We start from the raw sequence: 18,262 nt of genomic DNA, 5'->3' as shown, positions 1-18,262 counted from the left end.
GCCCGGTTACATTCCGAACCCGGAAGCTAAGCCTTACAGCGCCGATGGTACTGCAGGGGGGACCCTGTGGGAGAGTAGGACGCCGCCGAACAATCATTCAAAAGGGTTGGACCCCGAACTTCGGTTCCGGGTCCAACCTTTTTTTGTTCTGCGTCACTTGACGTTCACGTTGCGCAACGAGCATCCACTGCATGAGTACTGCTGCACTGCTCAGGGCCGCCGGTGTCGGAGTGGGCGACGAGGTCGTCGTACCGGCCTTCGGGAACGTGGAAGTCGCCGAAGCCGTGGCGATGGCAGGGGCGCTGCCGGTGTTCGCCGACATAGACCCGGCGACGTACTGCCTGGAGCCGGCCGCGGTGGAGGCGGCCGTAACTCCGCGGACGGCAGCCGTGGTTGTCGTACACCGCTTCGGAAGGCCCGCCGACGTCGGGCGGTTGCACGCGCTCGGCCGTCGGCACGGGCTGCTGGTGCTGGAGCACGGGGAATCCGAGGCCCCGTACGACGAGATGGCTCGGCGGCGGGAGCGGGCGGCGTTCCTCGACGCCAAGTTGAGGGGCGTGCGGACGCCCGAGAGCGGAGTCGGGCACACCTATCAGCAGTACGTCGTGCGGGTGCCGGGGAACGGCCGGCCCGACCGGGACGCCTTCGCACGCGCCATACGCGGCAAGGGCGTTGAGTGCCGCGTACCGGTGAAGACCCCCGTGCACCGGATGCCCGAGTTCCGGCGGTGCGTGTCCCTGCCCGAGACCGAGCGGGCCGCGGACGAGACGCTCGCGCTCCCCGTGGACGCGTCGCTGACCAGACGGGACATGCAGCGGATCGCGGCGGCGTGCAATGCGCTGGGCGGGCTGCTCCAGCCGACCGGCTGAGCGGTGGTTGGGAGCACGGCTCCGTTCGGGGTATGATCTATTCCGTTGGCGAGCGGAAAACCCCGCACACGGCAACAGGCCCCTATAGCTCAGTCGGCAGAGCGTCTCCATGGTAAGGAGAAGGTCAACGGTTCGATTCCGTTTGGGGGCTCGGACAGAAAGGCCCCGCCCATTCGGGCGGGGCCTTTCTCATGCCCTGCGGGAGTGCCTTGCAAGGGCGCGCCCTGCGGAGGCACCCGCTAATCCGTGTGCAGGCCCGGTACGCGCATGGCGAGGATCGCCATGTCGTCGGACGGGGGTTCGGAGGCGAAGCGTTCCACGGCGCGCATGATGCGGGCCGCGACCGCGCCGGCCGTCAGACCGGTGCAGGTGGTCAGGACGTCGGCGAGGCCGTCGTCCCCCAGCATGCGGGGGCCCTCGCGGCGTTCGGTGACACCGTCGGTGACGCAGAGGAGCACGTCGCCGGGATCGAGGGTGACCGTCTGCTCGTACAGCTCCAGGTCCTCGATGACGCCGAGGAGGGGCTGCGGTTCCGCCGCCGGTTCCACCGTGCCGTCCTGGCGCAGACGGAGCGGGAGGGGGTGGCCGGCGCAGACCACCTTCAGTTCCGCGCTGCCGTCGTCCTGCGGGCGCATCTCGCCGTAGAGGAGGGTGAGGAAGCGGCTGCGGGCGCCCTCGTCGAGGATCGCGGAGTTGAGGCGCTCCAGGACCGCCGGGCCGCTGAGACCCTCACGGGCCAGCAGCCGGAGCGCGTGCCGGGCGAGGCCGGTCACGGCCGCCGCGTTGGGGCCGGTGCCGCAGACGTCGCCGATGGCGAAACCGTACGCGCCGTCGCTGATCGGGAAGAGGTCGTAGAAGTCGCCGCCGACCTCGTTGCCCTCGCCGGCCGCGCGGTAGATGACCTCGACCTCGACGCCGTCGATCGTCGGCAGTTCCGGCGGCAGGAGGCTGCGCTGGAGGGACTGGCTGATGGCCGTGCGCTCCGAGTAGAGGCGGGCGTTGTCCAGGGCCAGGGCGGCCCGCCGGGAGAGGTCCTCGGCGAGCTCCAGGATCTCCTGGCGGAAGTGCTCGTCGGTCGGCTTGCCGAGCGTCAGCATGCCGATGACCCGGTTGCGGGCGACCAGGGGCAGGACCACCGTCTCGCCGCCGACCGCGGAGGCCGTCGCGAGGGTCGGGCCGATGCCCGGGGTGACCGGATGGGTCGGACTGCCGCTGAGGCCGAGGCTGCGCATGGAGGTGCGCAGGGCCGCCTGGTGGGCGACCTCCGCGGGGGCGGACCAGACGCGGGCGCCGGGCGTGGGGACCGGGTCGGGCGGGGCGATCTTCGACAGCAGGGACTTGATGCCGTCGATCAGCTCCTCGTCCTCGTGCAGCACGTAGGAGAGGTACGGCTCGGAGGCCTGGTCGGCGATCGTGTAGACGGCGCACCAGGTGGCGAGGGTCGGCACGGTCATCTGGGCCATCAGGGCCAGCGTCTGGTCCCGGTCCAGGGTGCCGGCCAGCAGGTCGGAGGCCTCGACGAGGAAGCTGAGCGAGCCGCGGCGCAGGCGCTCCAGTTCGCCCAGGCGGGCCGACTCGACGGCGAGCGCGATGCGGTCCGCCGCGAACTGCAGGCGCAGCGCCTCCTCGTTGGAGTACCTGCCGGGTGCCTCGGCGGCGACACCGAGGGAGCCGGTGAGGCGGCCCTCCACCTTCAGCGGGACGGTGACGACCGAGCGCATGCCGGTGCTGTTGAGGAGCGGTACCGCGCCGGGGACGGCGGTCAGGTCCTCGTGGACGGCCGGCATGCGGGCGGAGCCGTAGCGGCCGGGGCCGGCCTCGACGGGGACGCGGGCGAAGCGCTGGCGGGCCGAGGGCAGACCGGTGGAGGCGCGGACCTCCAGCTCCGTCTCGTCGTCGGTGGCGAGGAGCAGGAAGGCGGAGTCGCCGTCGAGCATGTCGCGGGCGCGTTCCACCGTGCGCTGGAGCAGACCGTCGAGGTCGTCCGGGGCCGGGGAGCCGATGAACATCTCGAAGGGGTCGGTGCTCTGCCCCTCGGAGGTGCCGGACTTGTCGGACGCGGGGCCGCGCAGCGGGGTCTGCAGAACCGCCCGTTCGTGGTCCCGTACGAGGAGGCAGACCGTTGACGGTTCGCCGTCGGTGTCCCGGACCCGCAGGTGGGAGGCGTACACGGGGATCACTCGGCCGTGGGCGCCCCTGATGCCGTAGCTGCCCTCCCAGCGGGAGAGCTGGAGCGCGTCGGCGATGCCGGTGCCGGTGCCCGGGGTGTGCGGCCAGGCCGCGAAGTCGGTCAGCGGTTTGCCGGTGACCTGCTCGGCGGAGTAGCCGAAGAGTTCCTCGGCGTCCTCGTTCCAGGCGGTGACGGAGCCGGTCCGGTCGATCTGGACGACGGCGACGCGGACCCGGGTGTCGGCGAGCGGGAGGAGGTGGGCCGGCAGGGAGGGGCCGGCGGCGCGGGTGCCGACCGGGCGCTCGGGAAGGTCGAGCTGGAACCAGACGGTCTTGTGGGTGGGGGTGTAGTCAACGCCCCAGTGGCCGGCCAGGGCCGCGCACAGCTGGAGCCCGCGGCCGCCCTCGCGGTCGGGGCTGCCCATGTTGACGGGCGAGCCCTGGAGGGGGATCTCCCGTTCCGGATACCGGTCGGCCACCTCGATCCGTACGCCTTCGTCGCTGCGCAGACAGAGGAGGTCGGCGGAGGTGCCGGCGTGGACCACGGCGTTGGTCACCAGTTCGCTGGTGAGAACCACGGCGTCGTCGACGATGTCGGAGAAGCCCCACCCCTGCAGGGTGTCGCGGACGAAGGAGCGGGCGCTCGCGACCGATCGCCCCACGGGCTCGAAGCTGGCGGCCGCGCGCGCGGTGATCACAGAACTCCCCATATGTCGGCGGCCCCTGCCCCTCCATGCCCGATTCCCCGGCTCGCTCGGTACAGGGTAGTCGGCCAGTGGATCGGTGTTCAGGGGGTATCCCCTGCGTCCTCCGGGGGATACCCCCTGAACACCGACGCGACGCGTCTCGCGTCACAGGTCGGCTGGTGAGCCTCGGGAAGCTGCCGAACCGTCGTGACTCCGCTCGACCCGAAGGTCCGCTTCTCGCTGGATCCGCGTCCGGCGAAGGACCAGCCCTGCCCGGCTGCTCAACGAGGAGCGGCGTTGTGAGTTACGGTCATAGGTCGGCATGGTGGAACACTGGGCGGGCTTCTTGCAAACGTCCGGGTGGGGCGAGTGCCCGCCGCCCACAGTGGGCAGCAGCCCGGAAAGCGGTCCGGCACGAGGATCGTGCCGGGTGGCAGTACGGGAAAGCGGCATCAACCGGTCCGCCGAGCGTGGTAGCACCCAAGAACAGCGGTAACGGTCGACCCCTGCGGGAGGGACACAGTGGAGTCTGGCGCAGCGACGCGGGGCACGAAGACGACGCGCGCGAAAGGCGGACAGTCCCTGGGCAAGCCGGGAAGGGCGCGGGGCGGGACCACGACCGTGGACACGGCGGCCCTGAACCGGTTGATGACGGCGCTGGTGGCGATGCGGGACGGGAACTTCCGCAAGCGGCTCACGGTGTCCGGCGACGGAGTGATGGCGGAGATCGCGGCGGTCTTCAACGAGGTGGCCGACCGCAATCTCCATCTGACGGGTGAGCTGGCGCGGGTGCGCCGCATGGTCGGGCGTGAGGGAAAGCTCACGGAGCGGCTGGAGACGGGGGCCTCCGAGGGCTCCTGGGCGACCGCGATCGACAACTCGAACGCGCTGGTGGACGACCTGGTGCGGCCCGTCTCCGAGGTCAGCCGGGTGCTGTCGGCGGTGGCGGAGGGCGATCTGTCGCCGCGTATGGAACTGCGGACGCAGGCGGCGCCGGAAGGGGCCGGGCATCCGCTGCGGGGCGAGTTCCTGAAGGTCGCGCGGACGGTGAACAACCTGGTCGACCAGTTGTCGACGTTCACCGACGAGGTCACGCGCGTGGCCAGTGAGGTGGGCACCGAGGGCAAGCTGGGCGGTCAGGCCCAGGTGCGTGGCATGTCAGGTTCCTGGAAGGACCTGACGGACTCCGTCAACACGATGGCGGAGCGGCTGACGGCGCAGGTGCGCGACATCGCGCTGGTGACGACGGCCGTCGCGCGCGGTGATCTGTCCCGCAAGGTCACCGTGCACGTCGAGGGCGAGATGCTGGAGCTGAAGAACACCGTCAACACGATGGTGGACCAGCTCTCCGCGTTCTCCTCGGAGGTGACCCGCGTCGCGCGCGAGGTGGGCACCGAGGGCGCCCTGGGCGGCCAGGCGCAGGTGCCCGGGGTGGACGGGGTGTGGAAGGAGCTCACCGACTCCGTCAACACCATGGCCGGGAACCTCACCGCGCAGGTGCGCGGGATCGCCGAGGTGACGACCGCGGTCGCCAACGGCAACCTGTCGCGGAAGGTGACGGTGCCGGCGCGCGGCGAGGTCGCGCAGCTCGCCGAGACGATCAACCAGATGACCGAGACGCTGCGGATCTTCGCGGACGAGGTCACGCGCGTCGCCAACGAGGTCGGCGGCGAGGGACGGCTGGGCGGTCAGGCGAACGTGCCGGGGGCGGCGGGGACGTGGAAGGACCTGACGGACTCCGTCAACACGGTGTTCCGGAACCTGACCACTCAGGTGCGGGACATCGCGGCGGTGACGACGGCGGTCGCCAACGGTGACCTGTCGCAGAAGGTCACCGTGGACGTGGCCGGCGAGATGCTGGAGCTGAAGAACACCGTCAACACGATGGTGGACCAGCTGTCGTCCTTCGGCGCGGAGGTCACGCGCGTGGCGCGCGAGATCGGTGTCGAGGGTGAGCTGGGCGGCCAGGCGCAGGTGCCGGGGGCGGCGGGGACGTGGAAGGACCTGACGGACTCCGTCAACACGGCGTTCCGCAACCTCACCGGACAGGTGAGGAACATCGCCCAGGTGACGACGGCGGTCGCCAACGGTGACCTGTCGCAGAAGGTCACCGTGGACGTCTCCGGTGAGATGCTCCAGCTGAAGAACACCGTGAACACGATGGTGGACCAGCTGTCGAGCTTCGCCGACCAGGTCACGCGGATGGCCCGGGACGTGGGTACGGAGGGCCGGCTGGGCGGTCAGGCGCGCGTGGACGGCGTGTCGGGCACCTGGAAGGAGCTGACCGACTCCGTCAACTCGATGGCGTCGAATCTGACCGGTCAGGTGCGCAACATCGCGCAGGTGACGACGGCCGTCGCGCGGGGCGACCTGTCGCAGAAGATCGACGTCGACGCGCGCGGGGAGATCCTGGAGCTGAAGAACACCATCAACACGATGGTGGACCAGCTGTCGTCGTTCGCCGACCAGGTGACGCGGGTGGCCCGCGAGGTGGGTACGGAGGGCCGGCTGGGCGGCCAGGCGCAGGTGCCCGGGGTCGCCGGTGTGTGGCGGGACCTGACGGACTCCGTGAACGGCATGGCGTCGAATCTGACCGGCCAGGTGCGCAACATCGCCCAGGTGGCGACGGCGGTGGCGCGCGGTGACCTGTCGCAGAAGATCACCGTGGACGCGCGCGGTGAGATCCTCGAGCTGAAGAACACGCTGAACACGATGGTGGACCAGCTGTCGTCGTTCGCCGAGGAGGTCACGCGGGTGGCCCGTGAGGTGGGTACGGAGGGCATCCTCGGCGGTCAGGCCGAGGTGCAGGGGGTCTCCGGCACCTGGAAGGACCTCACGCAGTCGGTGAACGGAATGGCGAACAACCTGACCCTTCAGGTGCGCAACATCGCCGAGGTCACCACGGCGGTCGCCAAGGGCGACCTGTCGAAGAAGATCACCGTCGACGCCAAGGGCGAGATCCTGGAGCTGGTGACCACCGTCAACACGATGGTGGACCAGCTGTCGTCGTTCGCCGAGCAGGTGACCCGGGTGGCCCGTGAGGTGGGCACCGAGGGCATCCTGGGCGGCCAGGCGCACGTACCGGGTGTCACGGGCATCTGGAAGGACCTGAGCGACAACGTCAACCTGATGGCGAAGAACCTGACCACTCAGGTGCGGAACATCTCCCAGGTGTCCGCGGCCGTCGCCAACGGCGACCTGTCGCGGCAGGTCAGCATCGAGGCGCGCGGTGAGGTGGCGCAGCTCGCCGACACCATCAACATCATGGTGAAGACGCTGAGCGCGTTCGCCGAGCAGGTCACCAAGGTGGCCCGCGAGGTGGGCACGGACGGCATCCTGGGCGGTCAGGCGCACGTGCCGGGTGTGGCGGGGACGTGGAAGGACCTCACCGAGTCGGTGAACCAGATGGCGTCCAACCTGACCGGTCAGGTGCGCAACATCGCCATGGTGACGACGGCCATCGCCAAGGGTGACCTGACGAAGAAGATCGACATCGACGCGCGCGGGGAGATCCTCGAGCTGAAGACCACCATCAACACGATGGTGGACCAGCTGTCGTCGTTCGCCGAGGAGGTCACGCGCGTGGCCCGCGAGGTGGGCACCGAGGGCCAGCTGGGCGGCCAGGCGCGCGTGCGGGACGTGGACGGCACCTGGCGGGACCTGACCGAGTCCGTGAACGAGATGGCCGGGAACCTGACCCGGCAGGTGCGTGCCATCGCGCGGGTGGCGACCGCGGTGACCCGCGGCGACCTGAACCTGAAGATCGACGTGGACGCGTCCGGGGAGATCCAGGAACTCCAGGACTACATCAACAAGATGATCGCCAACCTGCGCGACACCACGATCGCCAACAAGGAGCAGGACTGGCTCAAGGGCAATCTCGCCCGCATCTCCGCGCTGATGCAGGGCCGCCGCGACCTGGAGGACGTGGCCTCGCTGATCATGAGCGAGCTGACGCCGGTGGTGTCCGCGCAGCACGGCGCGTTCTTCCTCGCGATGCCGCTGGTCGACGGCGAGGACCTGAACGCCGCGGACGACGACCAGTTCGAGCTGCGCATGCTCGGCTCGTACGGCTACTCCATGGGATCCATGCCGACGTCGTTCCGGCCCGGTGAGGGGCTCATCGGGACGGCCGCCATGGAGAAGCGCACGATCCTGGTGGAGAACGCGCCCAGCGGCTACCTGAAGATCTCCTCGGGGCTCGGGGAGGCACCGCCGGCGCAGGTGATCGTGCTGCCGGTGTTGTTCGAGGGGAAGGTGCTCGGCGTCATCGAGCTGGCCTCGTTCACGCCGTTCACGCACATCCAGAAGGACTTCCTCAACCAGATCGCCGAGATGATCGCGACGAGCGTCAACACCATCTCGGTCAACACCAAGACCGAGCGGCTGCTCTCGCAGTCCCAGGAGCTGACCGAGCAACTGCGCGAACGGTCGGCGGAGTTGGAGCAGCGGCAGAAGGCGCTCCAGGCGTCCAACGCCGAACTGGAGGAGAAGGCCGAGCTGCTGGCCCGGCAGAACCGCGACATCGAGGTGAAGAACACCGAGATCGAGGAGGCGCGGCAGGTCCTGGAGGAGCGCGCCGAGCAGCTCGCGGTCTCCATGCGCTACAAGAGCGAGTTCCTCGCCAACATGTCGCACGAGCTGCGTACGCCGCTCAACTCGCTGCTGATCCTGGCGAAGCTGCTCGCCGACAACGCGGAGGGGAACCTCTCCCCGAAGCAGGTCGAGTTCGCCGAGACCATCCACGGCGCCGGGTCCGACCTGCTGCAGCTCATCAACGACATCCTCGACCTGTCGAAGGTCGAGGCGGGCAAGATGGACGTCTCCCCGACGCGCATCGCGCTGGTCCAGCTCGTGGACTACGTGGAGGCCACCTTCCGGCCGCTGACCGCGGAGAAGGGGCTGGACCTGTCGGTGCGGGTGTCGCCGGAGCTGCCGGCCACGCTGCACACCGACGAGCAGCGGCTGCTCCAGGTGCTGCGCAATCTGCTGTCCAACGCGGTGAAGTTCACCGACTCCGGGTCGGTCGAGCTGGTCATCCGGCCCGCCCGGGACGAGGTTCCGCAGGCCATCCGGGAGCAGTTGCTGGAGGCCGGCTCGCTGACCGACCCGGACGCGGACCTGATCGCGTTCTCGGTGAGCGACACGGGCATCGGCATCGCGGCCGGCAAGATGCGGGTGATCTTCGAGGCGTTCAAGCAGGCCGACGGCACCACCAGCCGCAAGTACGGCGGTACGGGGCTGGGGCTGTCCATCTCGCGGGAGATCGCGCAGCTGCTCGGCGGCGAGATCCACGCGCAGAGCGAGCCGGGCCGCGGCTCGACGTTCACGCTGTACCTGCCGCTGCACCCGAGCGAGCTGCCCCCGAACGGCTACCAGCAGCCCATGCCCGCGCTGGAGGCCGGTGACCTGGTGGCCTCGGCCGAGCTGACCGGGCCGCAGGTCGAGACGCCGGCCGAGGTGAAGTCGTACCGGGACACCCAGAACGGTCCGGCCGCGCTGTTCCGGCGCCGCCGCAGGGTCACGCTCGAGCAGCGGCCCGCTCCGGAGGCCGAGCAGTGGCCGGACGCGGAGCAGCAGGAGCCGGCTCCCCGGCCGTCGAGCCGCGGCATCCGTTTCGGCGGGCAGAAGGTGCTGATCGTCGACGACGACATCCGCAACGTCTTCGCGCTCACCAGCGTCCTGGAGCAGCACGGCCTGTCCGTGCTGTACGCGGAGAACGGCCGCGAGGGCATCGAGGTGCTGGAGCAGCACGACGACGTGGCGGTCGTCCTGATGGACATCATGATGCCCGAGATGGACGGATACGCCACGACCACGGCGATCCGCCGGATGCCGCAGTTCGCCGGGCTCCCGATCATCGCGCTCACCGCGAAGGCGATGAAGGGCGACCGGGAGAAGGCGATCGAGTCGGGTGCCTCCGACTACGTGACCAAGCCGGTCGACCCCGATCACCTGTTGTCGGTGATGGAGCAGTGGATGCGGGGGGAGTGAGACCGGCGTCCGGAGGGGGCGCGAAGGTGACGGGAAGCTTCGGTGTTCACATGATGTTGCTGACGCGGTGTGCGCGAAGCCGTGTAGAAGTACGGGAATCGGGGAACCTTCTGGTCTCCCGCCGCGTTTCTGCTACGTGCACAGTGACATCGCGGTGACAGGGTGTGGCGACGGGCGGGGTGCGGCTACGATGACCGGCACAAGGACGGGCGGCGCAAGGGAGTCGTCCCCTGGGGCGGTACCCGCGGGTACGTCCTCAGGTCCTGCGGACAGGGGAGGCCCCAAGCCGGGGCGAGGAGGGCGGGCCATGGTGCAGAAGGCCAAGATCCTCCTGGTCGATGACCGGCCGGAGAATCTGCTCGCGCTGGAGGCGATCCTCTCGGCGCTCGATCAGACGCTGGTGCGGGCATCGTCCGGGGAAGAAGCGCTCAAGGCACTGCTCACGGACGATTTCGCGGTCATTCTGCTGGACGTCCAGATGCCGGGCATGGACGGTTTCGAGACCGCCGCGCACATCAAGCGGCGGGAGCGGACCCGGGACATCCCGATCATCTTCCTCACCGCGATCAACCACGGCCCGCACCACACCTTCCGCGGGTACGCGGCGGGCGCGGTCGACTACATCTCCAAGCCGTTCGACCCGTGGGTGCTGCGCGCGAAGGTCTCGGTCTTCGTCGAGCTGTACATGAAGAACTGCCAGCTGCGGGAGCAGGCGGCGCTGCTGCGGCTCCAGCTGGAGGGCGGCGAGAAGGACGCGGCCGAGTCCAAGGAGTCGGCGGGGCTGCTCGCGGAGCTCTCGGCGCGGCTCGCGGCCGTCGAGGAGCAGGCCGAGGCGCTCACCAAGCAGCTCAACGACGAGTCGACGGACGCGGCCGCGGTGGCCACGGCCGCCCATCTGGAGCGCAAGCTCACGGGGTTGCGGCGGGCGCTGGACGCCCTGGAGCCCGGGACCGGCAGCGCGTCGTCGGTGCCGTCGCAGAACTGACGCCGAGGACAAGGGCGTTGGCCGGGCCTCCGACGCGCCGCGGGCGTGAGGCCGCGTCAACCGCACGTCAATGTCACGCCTCGACAAGAGCGACACGAACGGGTGAAGCATCCGCCACGCGTGTCACCGACCGTCTCCACCGGTAACCTCACCCCCATGGCCTCACGTCCCTCCGCAGCCAAGAAGCCGCCCGCGAAGAAGGCGCCCGCTTCCGCGAAGGCTCCGGCGAAGAAGGCCGCTGCCAAGAAGGCCCCGGCCAGGAAGGCCCCGGCGAAGAAGGCTCCCGCCAGGAAGGCCGCGGCGAAGAAGCCCGCGCCCGCACCGGCCGCCCCGAATCCGACCAGCGGCGTCTACCGGCTCGTACGCGCCCTGTGGCTGGGCCTCGCGCACGCGGTGGGCGCCGTCTTCCGCGGCATAGGGCAGGGCGCCAAGAACCTCGACCCCGCGCACCGCAAGGACGGCCTGGCGCTGCTGCTGCTCGCCGTCGCCCTCATCGTCGCCGCCGGCACCTGGGCCGACCTGAAGGGTCCCGTCGGCGACCTCGTGGAGATCCTGGTCGCCGGGGCCTTCGGCCGGCTCGACCTGCTGGTGCCGATCCTGGTCGCCGTCATCGCCGTACGGCTCATCCGGCACCCGGAGAAGCCGGAGGCCAACGGACGGATCGTCATCGGTCTGTCCGCGCTCGTCATCGGCGTGCTCGGGCAGATCCACATCGGCTGCGGCTCGCCCGCGCGCGGCGACGGCATGCAGGCCATAAGGGACGCGGGCGGGCTCATCGGCTGGGGCGCGGCCACACCGCTGTCGGCGACCATGACCGACGTCCTCGCCGTGCCGCTGCTGGTGCTGCTCACCGTCTTCGGTCTGCTGGTCGTCACCGCCACCCCGGTCAACGCCATCCCGCAGCGCCTGCGGCAGCTCGGTGTGCGGCTCGGACTCGTCCGCGAACCCGAGCCGGAGGAGTTCGGCGAGGACGACGAGCGCTACGAGCAGCAGTGGCGCGAGTCGCTGCCCGCGAGCCGCCGCGGACGGCGGCCGGCGCCCGAGGAGTACGACCCGGACGGCGCGGAGCAGGAGGCGCTGTCCAGGCGCCGGGGCCGGCCCCGCAGGCCCGCGGTGCCGAAGCCCGCCGTGGACCGGCCCATGGACGCCGTGGACGTGGCCGCCGCCGCTGCCGCCGCGCTGGACGGCGCCGTGCTGCACGGGATGCCGCCCTCGCCGATCGTCGCCGACCTGACCCAGGGCGTGAGCACCGGCGACCGGGAGCCGACCACACCGACGCCGGTCCCGGCCGCCCGCCCGCGGCGGGGGAAGCCGAAGGCGGACGGTTCTCCGGACGGTTCCCAGGACGGTCCTCAGGACAGGCCGAAGCGGGACAAGCCGCCGGCCGGTGTCCTGGACATGACCAAGGAGCCGCCGCGCGAACCCCGCGATCTGCCCGCCCGCGCGGAGCAGCTCCAGCTCTCCGGCGACATCACCTACTCGCTGCCCGCCCTCGACCTGCTCGAGCGCGGCGGCCCCGGCAAGGCGCGCAGCGCCGCCAACGACGCCGTCGTCGACGCGCTGCGGAAGGTCTTCACGGAGTTCAAGGTGGACGCCGCCGTCACCGGCTTCACCCGCGGTCCGACGGTCACCCGCTACGTGGTGGAACTCGGCCCCGCCGTGAAGGTCGAGCGGGTGACCGCGCTGACCAAGAACATCGCCTACGCCGTCGCCAGCCCGGACGTGCGGATCATCAGCCCGATCCCCGGCAAGTCCGCGGTGGGCATCGAGATCCCCAACACCGACCGGGAGATGGTCAACCTCGGTGACGTACTGCGGCTCGCGGAGTCCGCCGAGGACGACGACCCGATGCTGGTCGCCTTCGGCAAGGACGTCGAGGGCGGCTACGTCATGGACTCGCTGGCGAAGATGCCGCACATGCTGGTCGCCGGCGCCACCGGCTCCGGCAAGTCGTCCTGCATCAACTGCCTGATCACCTCGATCATGATGCGGGCGACCCCGGAGGACGTCCGGATGATCCTGGTCGACCCCAAGCGCGTGGAGCTGACGGCGTACGAGGGCATCCCGCACCTGATCACGCCGATCATCACCAACCCCAAGCGGGCCGCCGAGGCGCTCCAGTGGGTCGTGCGCGAGATGGACCTGCGCTACGACGACCTCGCGGCCTACGGCTACCGGCACATCGACGACTTCAACCGCGCGGTGCGCGAGGGGAAGGCCAAGCCGCCCGAGGGCAGTGAGCGCGAGCTCCAGCCGTACCCGTACCTGCTGGTGATCGTCGACGAGCTGGCCGACCTGATGATGGTCGCCCCGCGCGACGTCGAGGACGCCATCGTGCGCATCACGCAGCTCGCGCGGGCGGCCGGTATCCACCTGGTGCTCGCCACACAGCGGCCGTCCGTCGACGTGGTCACCGGTCTGATCAAGGCGAACGTGCCGTCCCGGCTGGCGTTCGCCACCTCCTCGCTCGCGGACTCGCGGGTCATCCTCGACCAGCCCGGCGCCGAGAAGCTGATCGGCAAGGGCGACGGGCTGTTCCTGCCGATGGGCGCGAACAAACCGACGCGTCTGCAGGGCGCGTTCGTGACCGAGGAGGAGGTCGCGGCCGTCGTCCGGCACTGCAAGGAGCAGATGGCGCCCGTCTTCCGGGACGACGTCACCGTCGGGAGCAAGCAGAAGAAGGAGATCGACGAGGACATCGGCGACGACCTGGACCTGCTGTGTCAGGCGGCCGAGCTGGTCGTCTCCACCCAGTTCGGGTCGACGTCCATGCTCCAGCGCAAGCTGCGCGTCGGCTTCGCCAAGGCGGGCCGGCTGATGGACCTCATGGAGTCGCGGAACATCGTCGGACCGAGCGAGGGTTCGAAGGCTCGTGACGTTCTTGTGAAGCCTGATGAACTGGATGGCGTGCTCGCGCTGATCCGGGGGGAGTCTGAAGGGTAGGCGAACGGGAGGCGGTCGTCACCTCCGGGCACCCGGGCGGTCGATCGTGACCCACCCGTTAGGGATCATCGAGCAACTGTTTCCCGTCGGTGTACGTCAAGTTGAGCGAAGTGACAAACCGCAGTCCCATCATCGGAATGTCGGGCCATTCCGATGGCGTACAAAGTCCTACCGCCCGGTTGCCCCATCCTCTCGTACCCCTCCTAGACTGAACCTCCAGCACAGGCGGCTACACGCTCGAAAGGCGCCCCCGTGTCCATCGGCAACTCCCCTGAAGACGAGCGTCCCTTCGAAGACGTTTCCGAGGAAGACCGCCCTTCCGTCTCCGTCGGCCGAGCGCTGCAACAGGCGCGCATCGCCGCCGGACTCACCGTCGACGACGTCAGTACCGCCACCCGGGTCCGTATCGCCATCGTGCACGCCATCGAGGCGGACGACTTCGCGCCCTGCGGCGGCGACGTCTACGCGCGCGGGCACATCCGGACCCTGGCCAGGGCCGTGGACCTCGACCCCGCCCCGCTGATCGCGCAGTACGAGGCCGAGCACGGCGGCGGCCGTCCGGCCCCGACCCCGGCCGCCCCGCTGTTCGAGGCGGAACGCATCCGTCCGGAGCGGCGCGGACCCAACTGGACCGCGGCCATGGTCGCCGCGATCGTCGTCGTGATCGGCTTCGTCGGGTTCACGATGGTCAAGGGCGACGACGACGGCGGCAAGGCGAACGTCGCCGACGGCGCCACGCCCGGCAAGCCGACCGCCTCGCCCGCCCCGAAGTCCGAGAAGCCCGCCGAGCCCGAGCCGGAACCGTCGGACAGCGCCATCGCCGCCGCGCCGCAGGACAAGGTGACGGTCCAGGTCAGCGCCGCCGACGGACGCAGCTGGATCTCCGCCAAGGACCACAACGGCCGGCTGCTGTTCGACGGACTGCTCAAGCAGGGCGATTCCAAGACCTTCCAGGACAGCACCAAGATCAACCTGGTCCTCGGCGACGCCGGCGCGATCGACCTGTTCGTGAACGGCAAGAAGATCGAGGACGACTGGCAGCCGGGCGCCGTCGAGCGCCTCACCTACACCAAGGGCGACCCGCAGGCCGGATGACCCGGCGCGAAGGGCGCTTCGTCGACGGGGTCGGCCATGATCGGCCAACCCCGTCGACGTGGGGCGTCAGCGGGACGAAGTAGTCTTGAGCCCATGCCTGAACGCCGTACCGTCGCACTCGTCACCCTTGGCTGCGCCCGTAACGAGGTGGACTCGGAGGAGCTCGCAGGCCGTTTGGAGGCGGACGGCTGGCAGCTCGTGGAGGACGCCGAGGAAGCGGACGTCGCCGTCGTCAACACCTGTGGCTTCGTCGAGGCCGCCAAGAAGGACTCCGTCGACGCCCTCCTGGAGGCCAACGACCTCAAGGGACACGGAAGAACCCAGGCCGTCGTCGCGGTGGGCTGCATGGCCGAGCGGTACGGCAAGGAACTCGCCGAGGCCCTCCCCGAAGCCGACGGCGTGCTCGGCTTCGACGACTACGCCGACATCTCCGACCGCCTCCAGACCATCCTGAACGGCGGCATCCACGCCTCCCACACCCCGCGCGACCGTCGCAAGCTGCTGCCGATCAGCCCGGCCGAGCGGCAGGACTCCGCCGCCGCCGTCGCCCTCCCGGGACACGGCCCGGTGGACCTGCCCGACGGCCTCGCCCCGGCCTCCGGCCCCCGCGCGCCGCTGCGCCGCCGGCTGGACGGCGCCCCGGTCGCCTCGGTGAAGCTCGCCTCCGGCTGCGACCGGCGCTGCTCCTTCTGCGCCATCCCCTCCTTCCGCGGCTCCTTCATCTCGCGCCGCCCCAGCGACGTGCTGAACGAGACGCGCTGGCTGGCCGAACAGGGCGTGAAGGAGATCATGCTGGTCTCCGAGAACAACACCTCCTACGGCAAGGACCTCGGCGACATCCGCCTGCTGGAGTCCCTGCTGCCCGAGCTGGCCGAGGTTGACGGCCTGGAGCGGGTGCGCGTCAGCTACCTCCAGCCGGCCGAGATGCGGCCCGGCCTGATCGACGTGCTGACCTCCACCCCGAAGGTCGCCCCCTACTTCGACCTGTCCTTCCAGCACTCCGCGCCCGACGTGCTGCGCGCGATGCGCCGCTTCGGCGACACCGACCGGTTCCTGGAACTGCTCGACACCATCCGGAGCAAGGCGCCCCAGGCCGGTGTGCGCTCCAACTTCATCGTCGGCTTCCCCGGCGAGTCCGCGGCCGACCTCGCCGAACTGGAGCGGTTCCTGAACCACGCGCGGCTGGACGCCATCGGCGTCTTCGGCTACTCCGACGAGGAGGGCACCGAGGCCGCGACGTACGACCGCAAGCTGGACGAGGACGTCGTCGCCGAGCGGCTGGCCCGGGTCTCCCGGCTGGCCGAGGAACTGGTCTCGCAGCGCGCCGAGGAACGGGTCGGCGAGACCGTGCACGTGCTGGTGGAGTCCGTCGACGAGACGGAGGGCGTGTACGGCCGGGCGGCGCACCAGGCCCCCGAGACGGACGGCCAGGTGCTGCTCACGAGCGGCGAGGGACTGGTCGTCGGCCGTATGGTCGAGGCGAAGGTGGTCGGCACGGAGGGTGTCGACCTGGTGGCCGAGCCGCTGTTCCAGGGTTCGCCCGCGTGTAGTGAGGAGGCGGGCAGATGACGGGTGTCCCGGCATCGGCGGCGGGAGGCCCCTCCGGCGCGAGGAGGACGGCGGGCACCGCACCCGGCGGCATGCCGGCGACCGGCCGCACGGTCGCGCGGGAGGCGCGGGGCACGGCTCCGGGACCGTCCGGCGGCGGACCGGCCCGGCGCGGCGCGTCCGGCCGTGGCCCGGCCGGCGCCCGGACGCACGGCGACGAGGCGGCGCCGGCCACCGCGTCCCGTGACGGCGTCGACGCCGGGGACGGGACCAGGCCCGCGCGCGGCGCGAAGATCGCGGCGGCGGCCGTCAACCAGGCCAGCGTCTGGAACATCGCCAACCTGCTGACCATGCTCCGGCTGCTCCTGGTGCCGGCGTTCGTCATGCTGATGCTCGCCGAGGGCGGATACGACCCGGCGTGGCGGTCGTTCGCCTGGGCGGCCTTCGCCATCGCCATGATCACCGACCTGTTCGACGGTCATCTGGCGCGCACGTACGACCTCGTCACCGACTTCGGGAAGATCGCCGATCCCATCGCCGACAAGGCGATCATGGGAGCGGCGCTGATCTGTCTCTCCTCGCTGGGCGATCTTCCGTGGTGGGTCACCGGAGTCATCCTCGGCCGGGAACTCGGCGTCACCCTGCTGCGTTTTCTGGTCATTCGCTACGGCGTGATCCCGGCCAGCCGAGGGGGCAAGCTCAAGACCCTCACCCAGGGCATCGCCGTCGGTATGTACGTACTGGCGCTGACGGGGTGGCTGGCCACACTGCGGTGGTGGGTGATGGCCGCGGCGGTCGTGCTGACCGTGGCGACCGGACTCGACTATGTGAAACAAGCCATTGTGCTGCGCAGGCAGGGAATCGCCGAGCGCGAGGCGGCGTTGGAGGAGACGGAAGCGTGAGTTCCGAGGCCACCGAAGTGGTGCGACTACTCACTGTGAACGGTGGAACGCTCGCCGTCGCGGAGTCGCTGACCGGTGGCCTGGTGGCGGCGGAGATCACTTCGGTTCCCGGGGCGTCCAAGGTCTTCCGGGGCTCGGTGACGGCGTACGCCACCGAACTCAAGCAGGAACTGCTCGGTGTGGACGCCACCCTGCTGGCGGAGCGCGGAGCGGTGGACCCGCAGGTGGCGGCCCGGATGGCGGCCGGCGTCCGCGAGGCGCTGGGTGCCGACTGGGGCATCGCCACCACCGGCGTCGCCGGTCCGGATCCCCAGGACGGCCAGGCCGTCGGCACGGTTTTCGTGGCCGTGGACGGCCCTTCGGGCACGGGGACGGGTTCCGCCCGCGGCGGAAAAGTGGAGCATCTGCGGTTGAACGGCGACCGCGCGGAAATTCGTATGGAGAGTGTACGGAGCGTACTCGCACTGCTTCTGACAGAGCTTGCGGGCGAACAGACCGGGAATGAGCGGGCACAGGATACGGAACGGAACGGGGGGTTTTGATGTTTGCAGCCCTGAGTGAACACGACATCGCTCCCCGCACGGCCGCGGCGCAAGGCGGTACGGTGGGGCGAGAAGGATGCGGCTACGCGGTCCGAGGAGGGAGCCACCGATGATTCTGCTCCGTCGCCTGCTGGGTGACGTGCTGCGTCGGCAGCGCCAACGCCAGGGCCGTACTCTGCGCGAAGTCTCCTCGTCCGCCCGAGTCTCACTCGGCTATCTCTCCGAGGTGGAGCGGGGGCAGAAGGAGGCTTCCTCCGAGCTGCTCTCCGCCATCTGCGACGCGCTGGACGTACGGATGTCCGAGCTCATGCGGGAAGTGAGCGACGAGCTCGCTCTCGCCGAACTGGCCCAGTCTGCTGCAGCGACCCCCAGCGAGCCCGTACCCACGCCGGTTCGTCCGATGCTGGGTTCCGTCTCGGTGACCGGTGTGCCACCGGAACGGGTGACCATCAAGGCGCCCGCCGAGGCGGTGGACGTCGTCGCCGCGTGAGCGTGGTGTTCCGCGCACGCGCGGTGTGAAGGTGTGGGA

Annotated in this window: 10 protein-coding genes, 1 tRNA gene and 1 rRNA gene; 11 read left to right on the top strand and 1 reads right to left on the bottom strand. The window is 70.2% G+C overall.

The window, feature by feature from the left end; genetic code table 11:
• From rrf to ACZ62B_RS37715, 3 genes are all read left to right on the top strand, one after another.
• Positions 1-91: ribosomal RNA gene (gene rrf / locus ACZ62B_RS37725) — 5S ribosomal RNA — on the top strand; the annotation flags it as partial.
• Between the two features lie 100 nt (positions 92-191).
• Positions 192-869 carry a DegT/DnrJ/EryC1/StrS family aminotransferase gene (locus ACZ62B_RS37720; RefSeq protein WP_344567191.1) on the top strand — a complete coding sequence of 226 codons (678 nt, stop codon included), beginning with the start codon at positions 192-194 and terminating at the stop codon, positions 867-869.
• Positions 870-947: 78 nt separating this feature from the next.
• Positions 948-1,020: transfer RNA gene (locus ACZ62B_RS37715), tRNA-Thr, on the top strand.
• 88 nt (positions 1,021-1,108) lie between these two features.
• Here ACZ62B_RS37715 and ACZ62B_RS37710 read toward each other — a convergent pair.
• Entirely contained in the window at positions 1,109-3,748 is a 2,640-nt protein-coding gene (locus tag ACZ62B_RS37710; RefSeq protein WP_469693829.1) for a SpoIIE family protein phosphatase, read from the bottom strand.
• A 498-nt stretch (positions 3,749-4,246) separates the two neighbouring features.
• Here ACZ62B_RS37710 and ACZ62B_RS37705 point away from each other — a divergent pair, with 498 nt between their 5' ends.
• From ACZ62B_RS37705 to ACZ62B_RS37670, 8 genes are all read left to right on the top strand, one after another.
• Entirely contained in the window at positions 4,247-9,718 is a 5,472-nt protein-coding gene (locus ACZ62B_RS37705; protein ID WP_344567187.1) for a HAMP domain-containing protein, read from the top strand.
• 307 nt (positions 9,719-10,025) lie between these two features.
• Positions 10,026-10,703 (top strand): response regulator, encoded by a 678-nt coding sequence (locus ACZ62B_RS37700; protein ID WP_085572894.1) that lies wholly within the window; start codon positions 10,026-10,028, stop codon positions 10,701-10,703.
• Positions 10,704-10,859: 156 nt separating this feature from the next.
• Entirely contained in the window at positions 10,860-13,646 is a 2,787-nt protein-coding gene (locus ACZ62B_RS37695) for a DNA translocase FtsK (RefSeq protein ID WP_344567185.1), read from the top strand.
• A gap of 252 nt (positions 13,647-13,898) precedes the next feature.
• Positions 13,899-14,741 carry a helix-turn-helix domain-containing protein gene (locus ACZ62B_RS37690; RefSeq protein WP_344567183.1) on the top strand — a complete coding sequence of 281 codons (843 nt, stop codon included), beginning with the start codon at positions 13,899-13,901 and terminating at the stop codon, positions 14,739-14,741.
• A 93-nt stretch (positions 14,742-14,834) separates the two neighbouring features.
• Complete coding sequence (rimO, locus tag ACZ62B_RS37685; protein WP_344567181.1) at positions 14,835-16,310, top strand: 30S ribosomal protein S12 methylthiotransferase RimO; 1,476 nt, start codon at positions 14,835-14,837, stop codon at positions 16,308-16,310.
• Complete coding sequence (gene pgsA / locus ACZ62B_RS37680) at positions 16,307-17,191, top strand: CDP-diacylglycerol--glycerol-3-phosphate 3-phosphatidyltransferase (RefSeq protein WP_344567179.1); 885 nt, start codon at positions 16,307-16,309, stop codon at positions 17,189-17,191. Before rimO ends, pgsA begins: the two co-directional genes overlap by 4 nt.
• Positions 17,188-17,733: a CinA family protein gene (locus ACZ62B_RS37675; RefSeq protein ID WP_344567177.1), complete on the top strand. Its 546-nt coding sequence runs from the start codon at positions 17,188-17,190 to the stop codon at positions 17,731-17,733. The genes pgsA and ACZ62B_RS37675 overlap by 4 nt, the downstream gene beginning before the upstream one ends.
• Before the next feature lie 109 nt (positions 17,734-17,842).
• Positions 17,843-18,223 carry a helix-turn-helix domain-containing protein gene (locus ACZ62B_RS37670; protein ID WP_003993396.1) on the top strand — a complete coding sequence of 127 codons (381 nt, stop codon included), beginning with the start codon at positions 17,843-17,845 and terminating at the stop codon, positions 18,221-18,223.
• Positions 18,224-18,262 lie beyond the last annotated feature (39 nt).

The organism is Streptomyces sp. NPDC053426, from assembly GCF_055585405.1.
The sequence above is the reverse complement of the archived record's forward strand: the minus strand, read 5'-3'. Positions and strand labels throughout refer to the sequence as shown.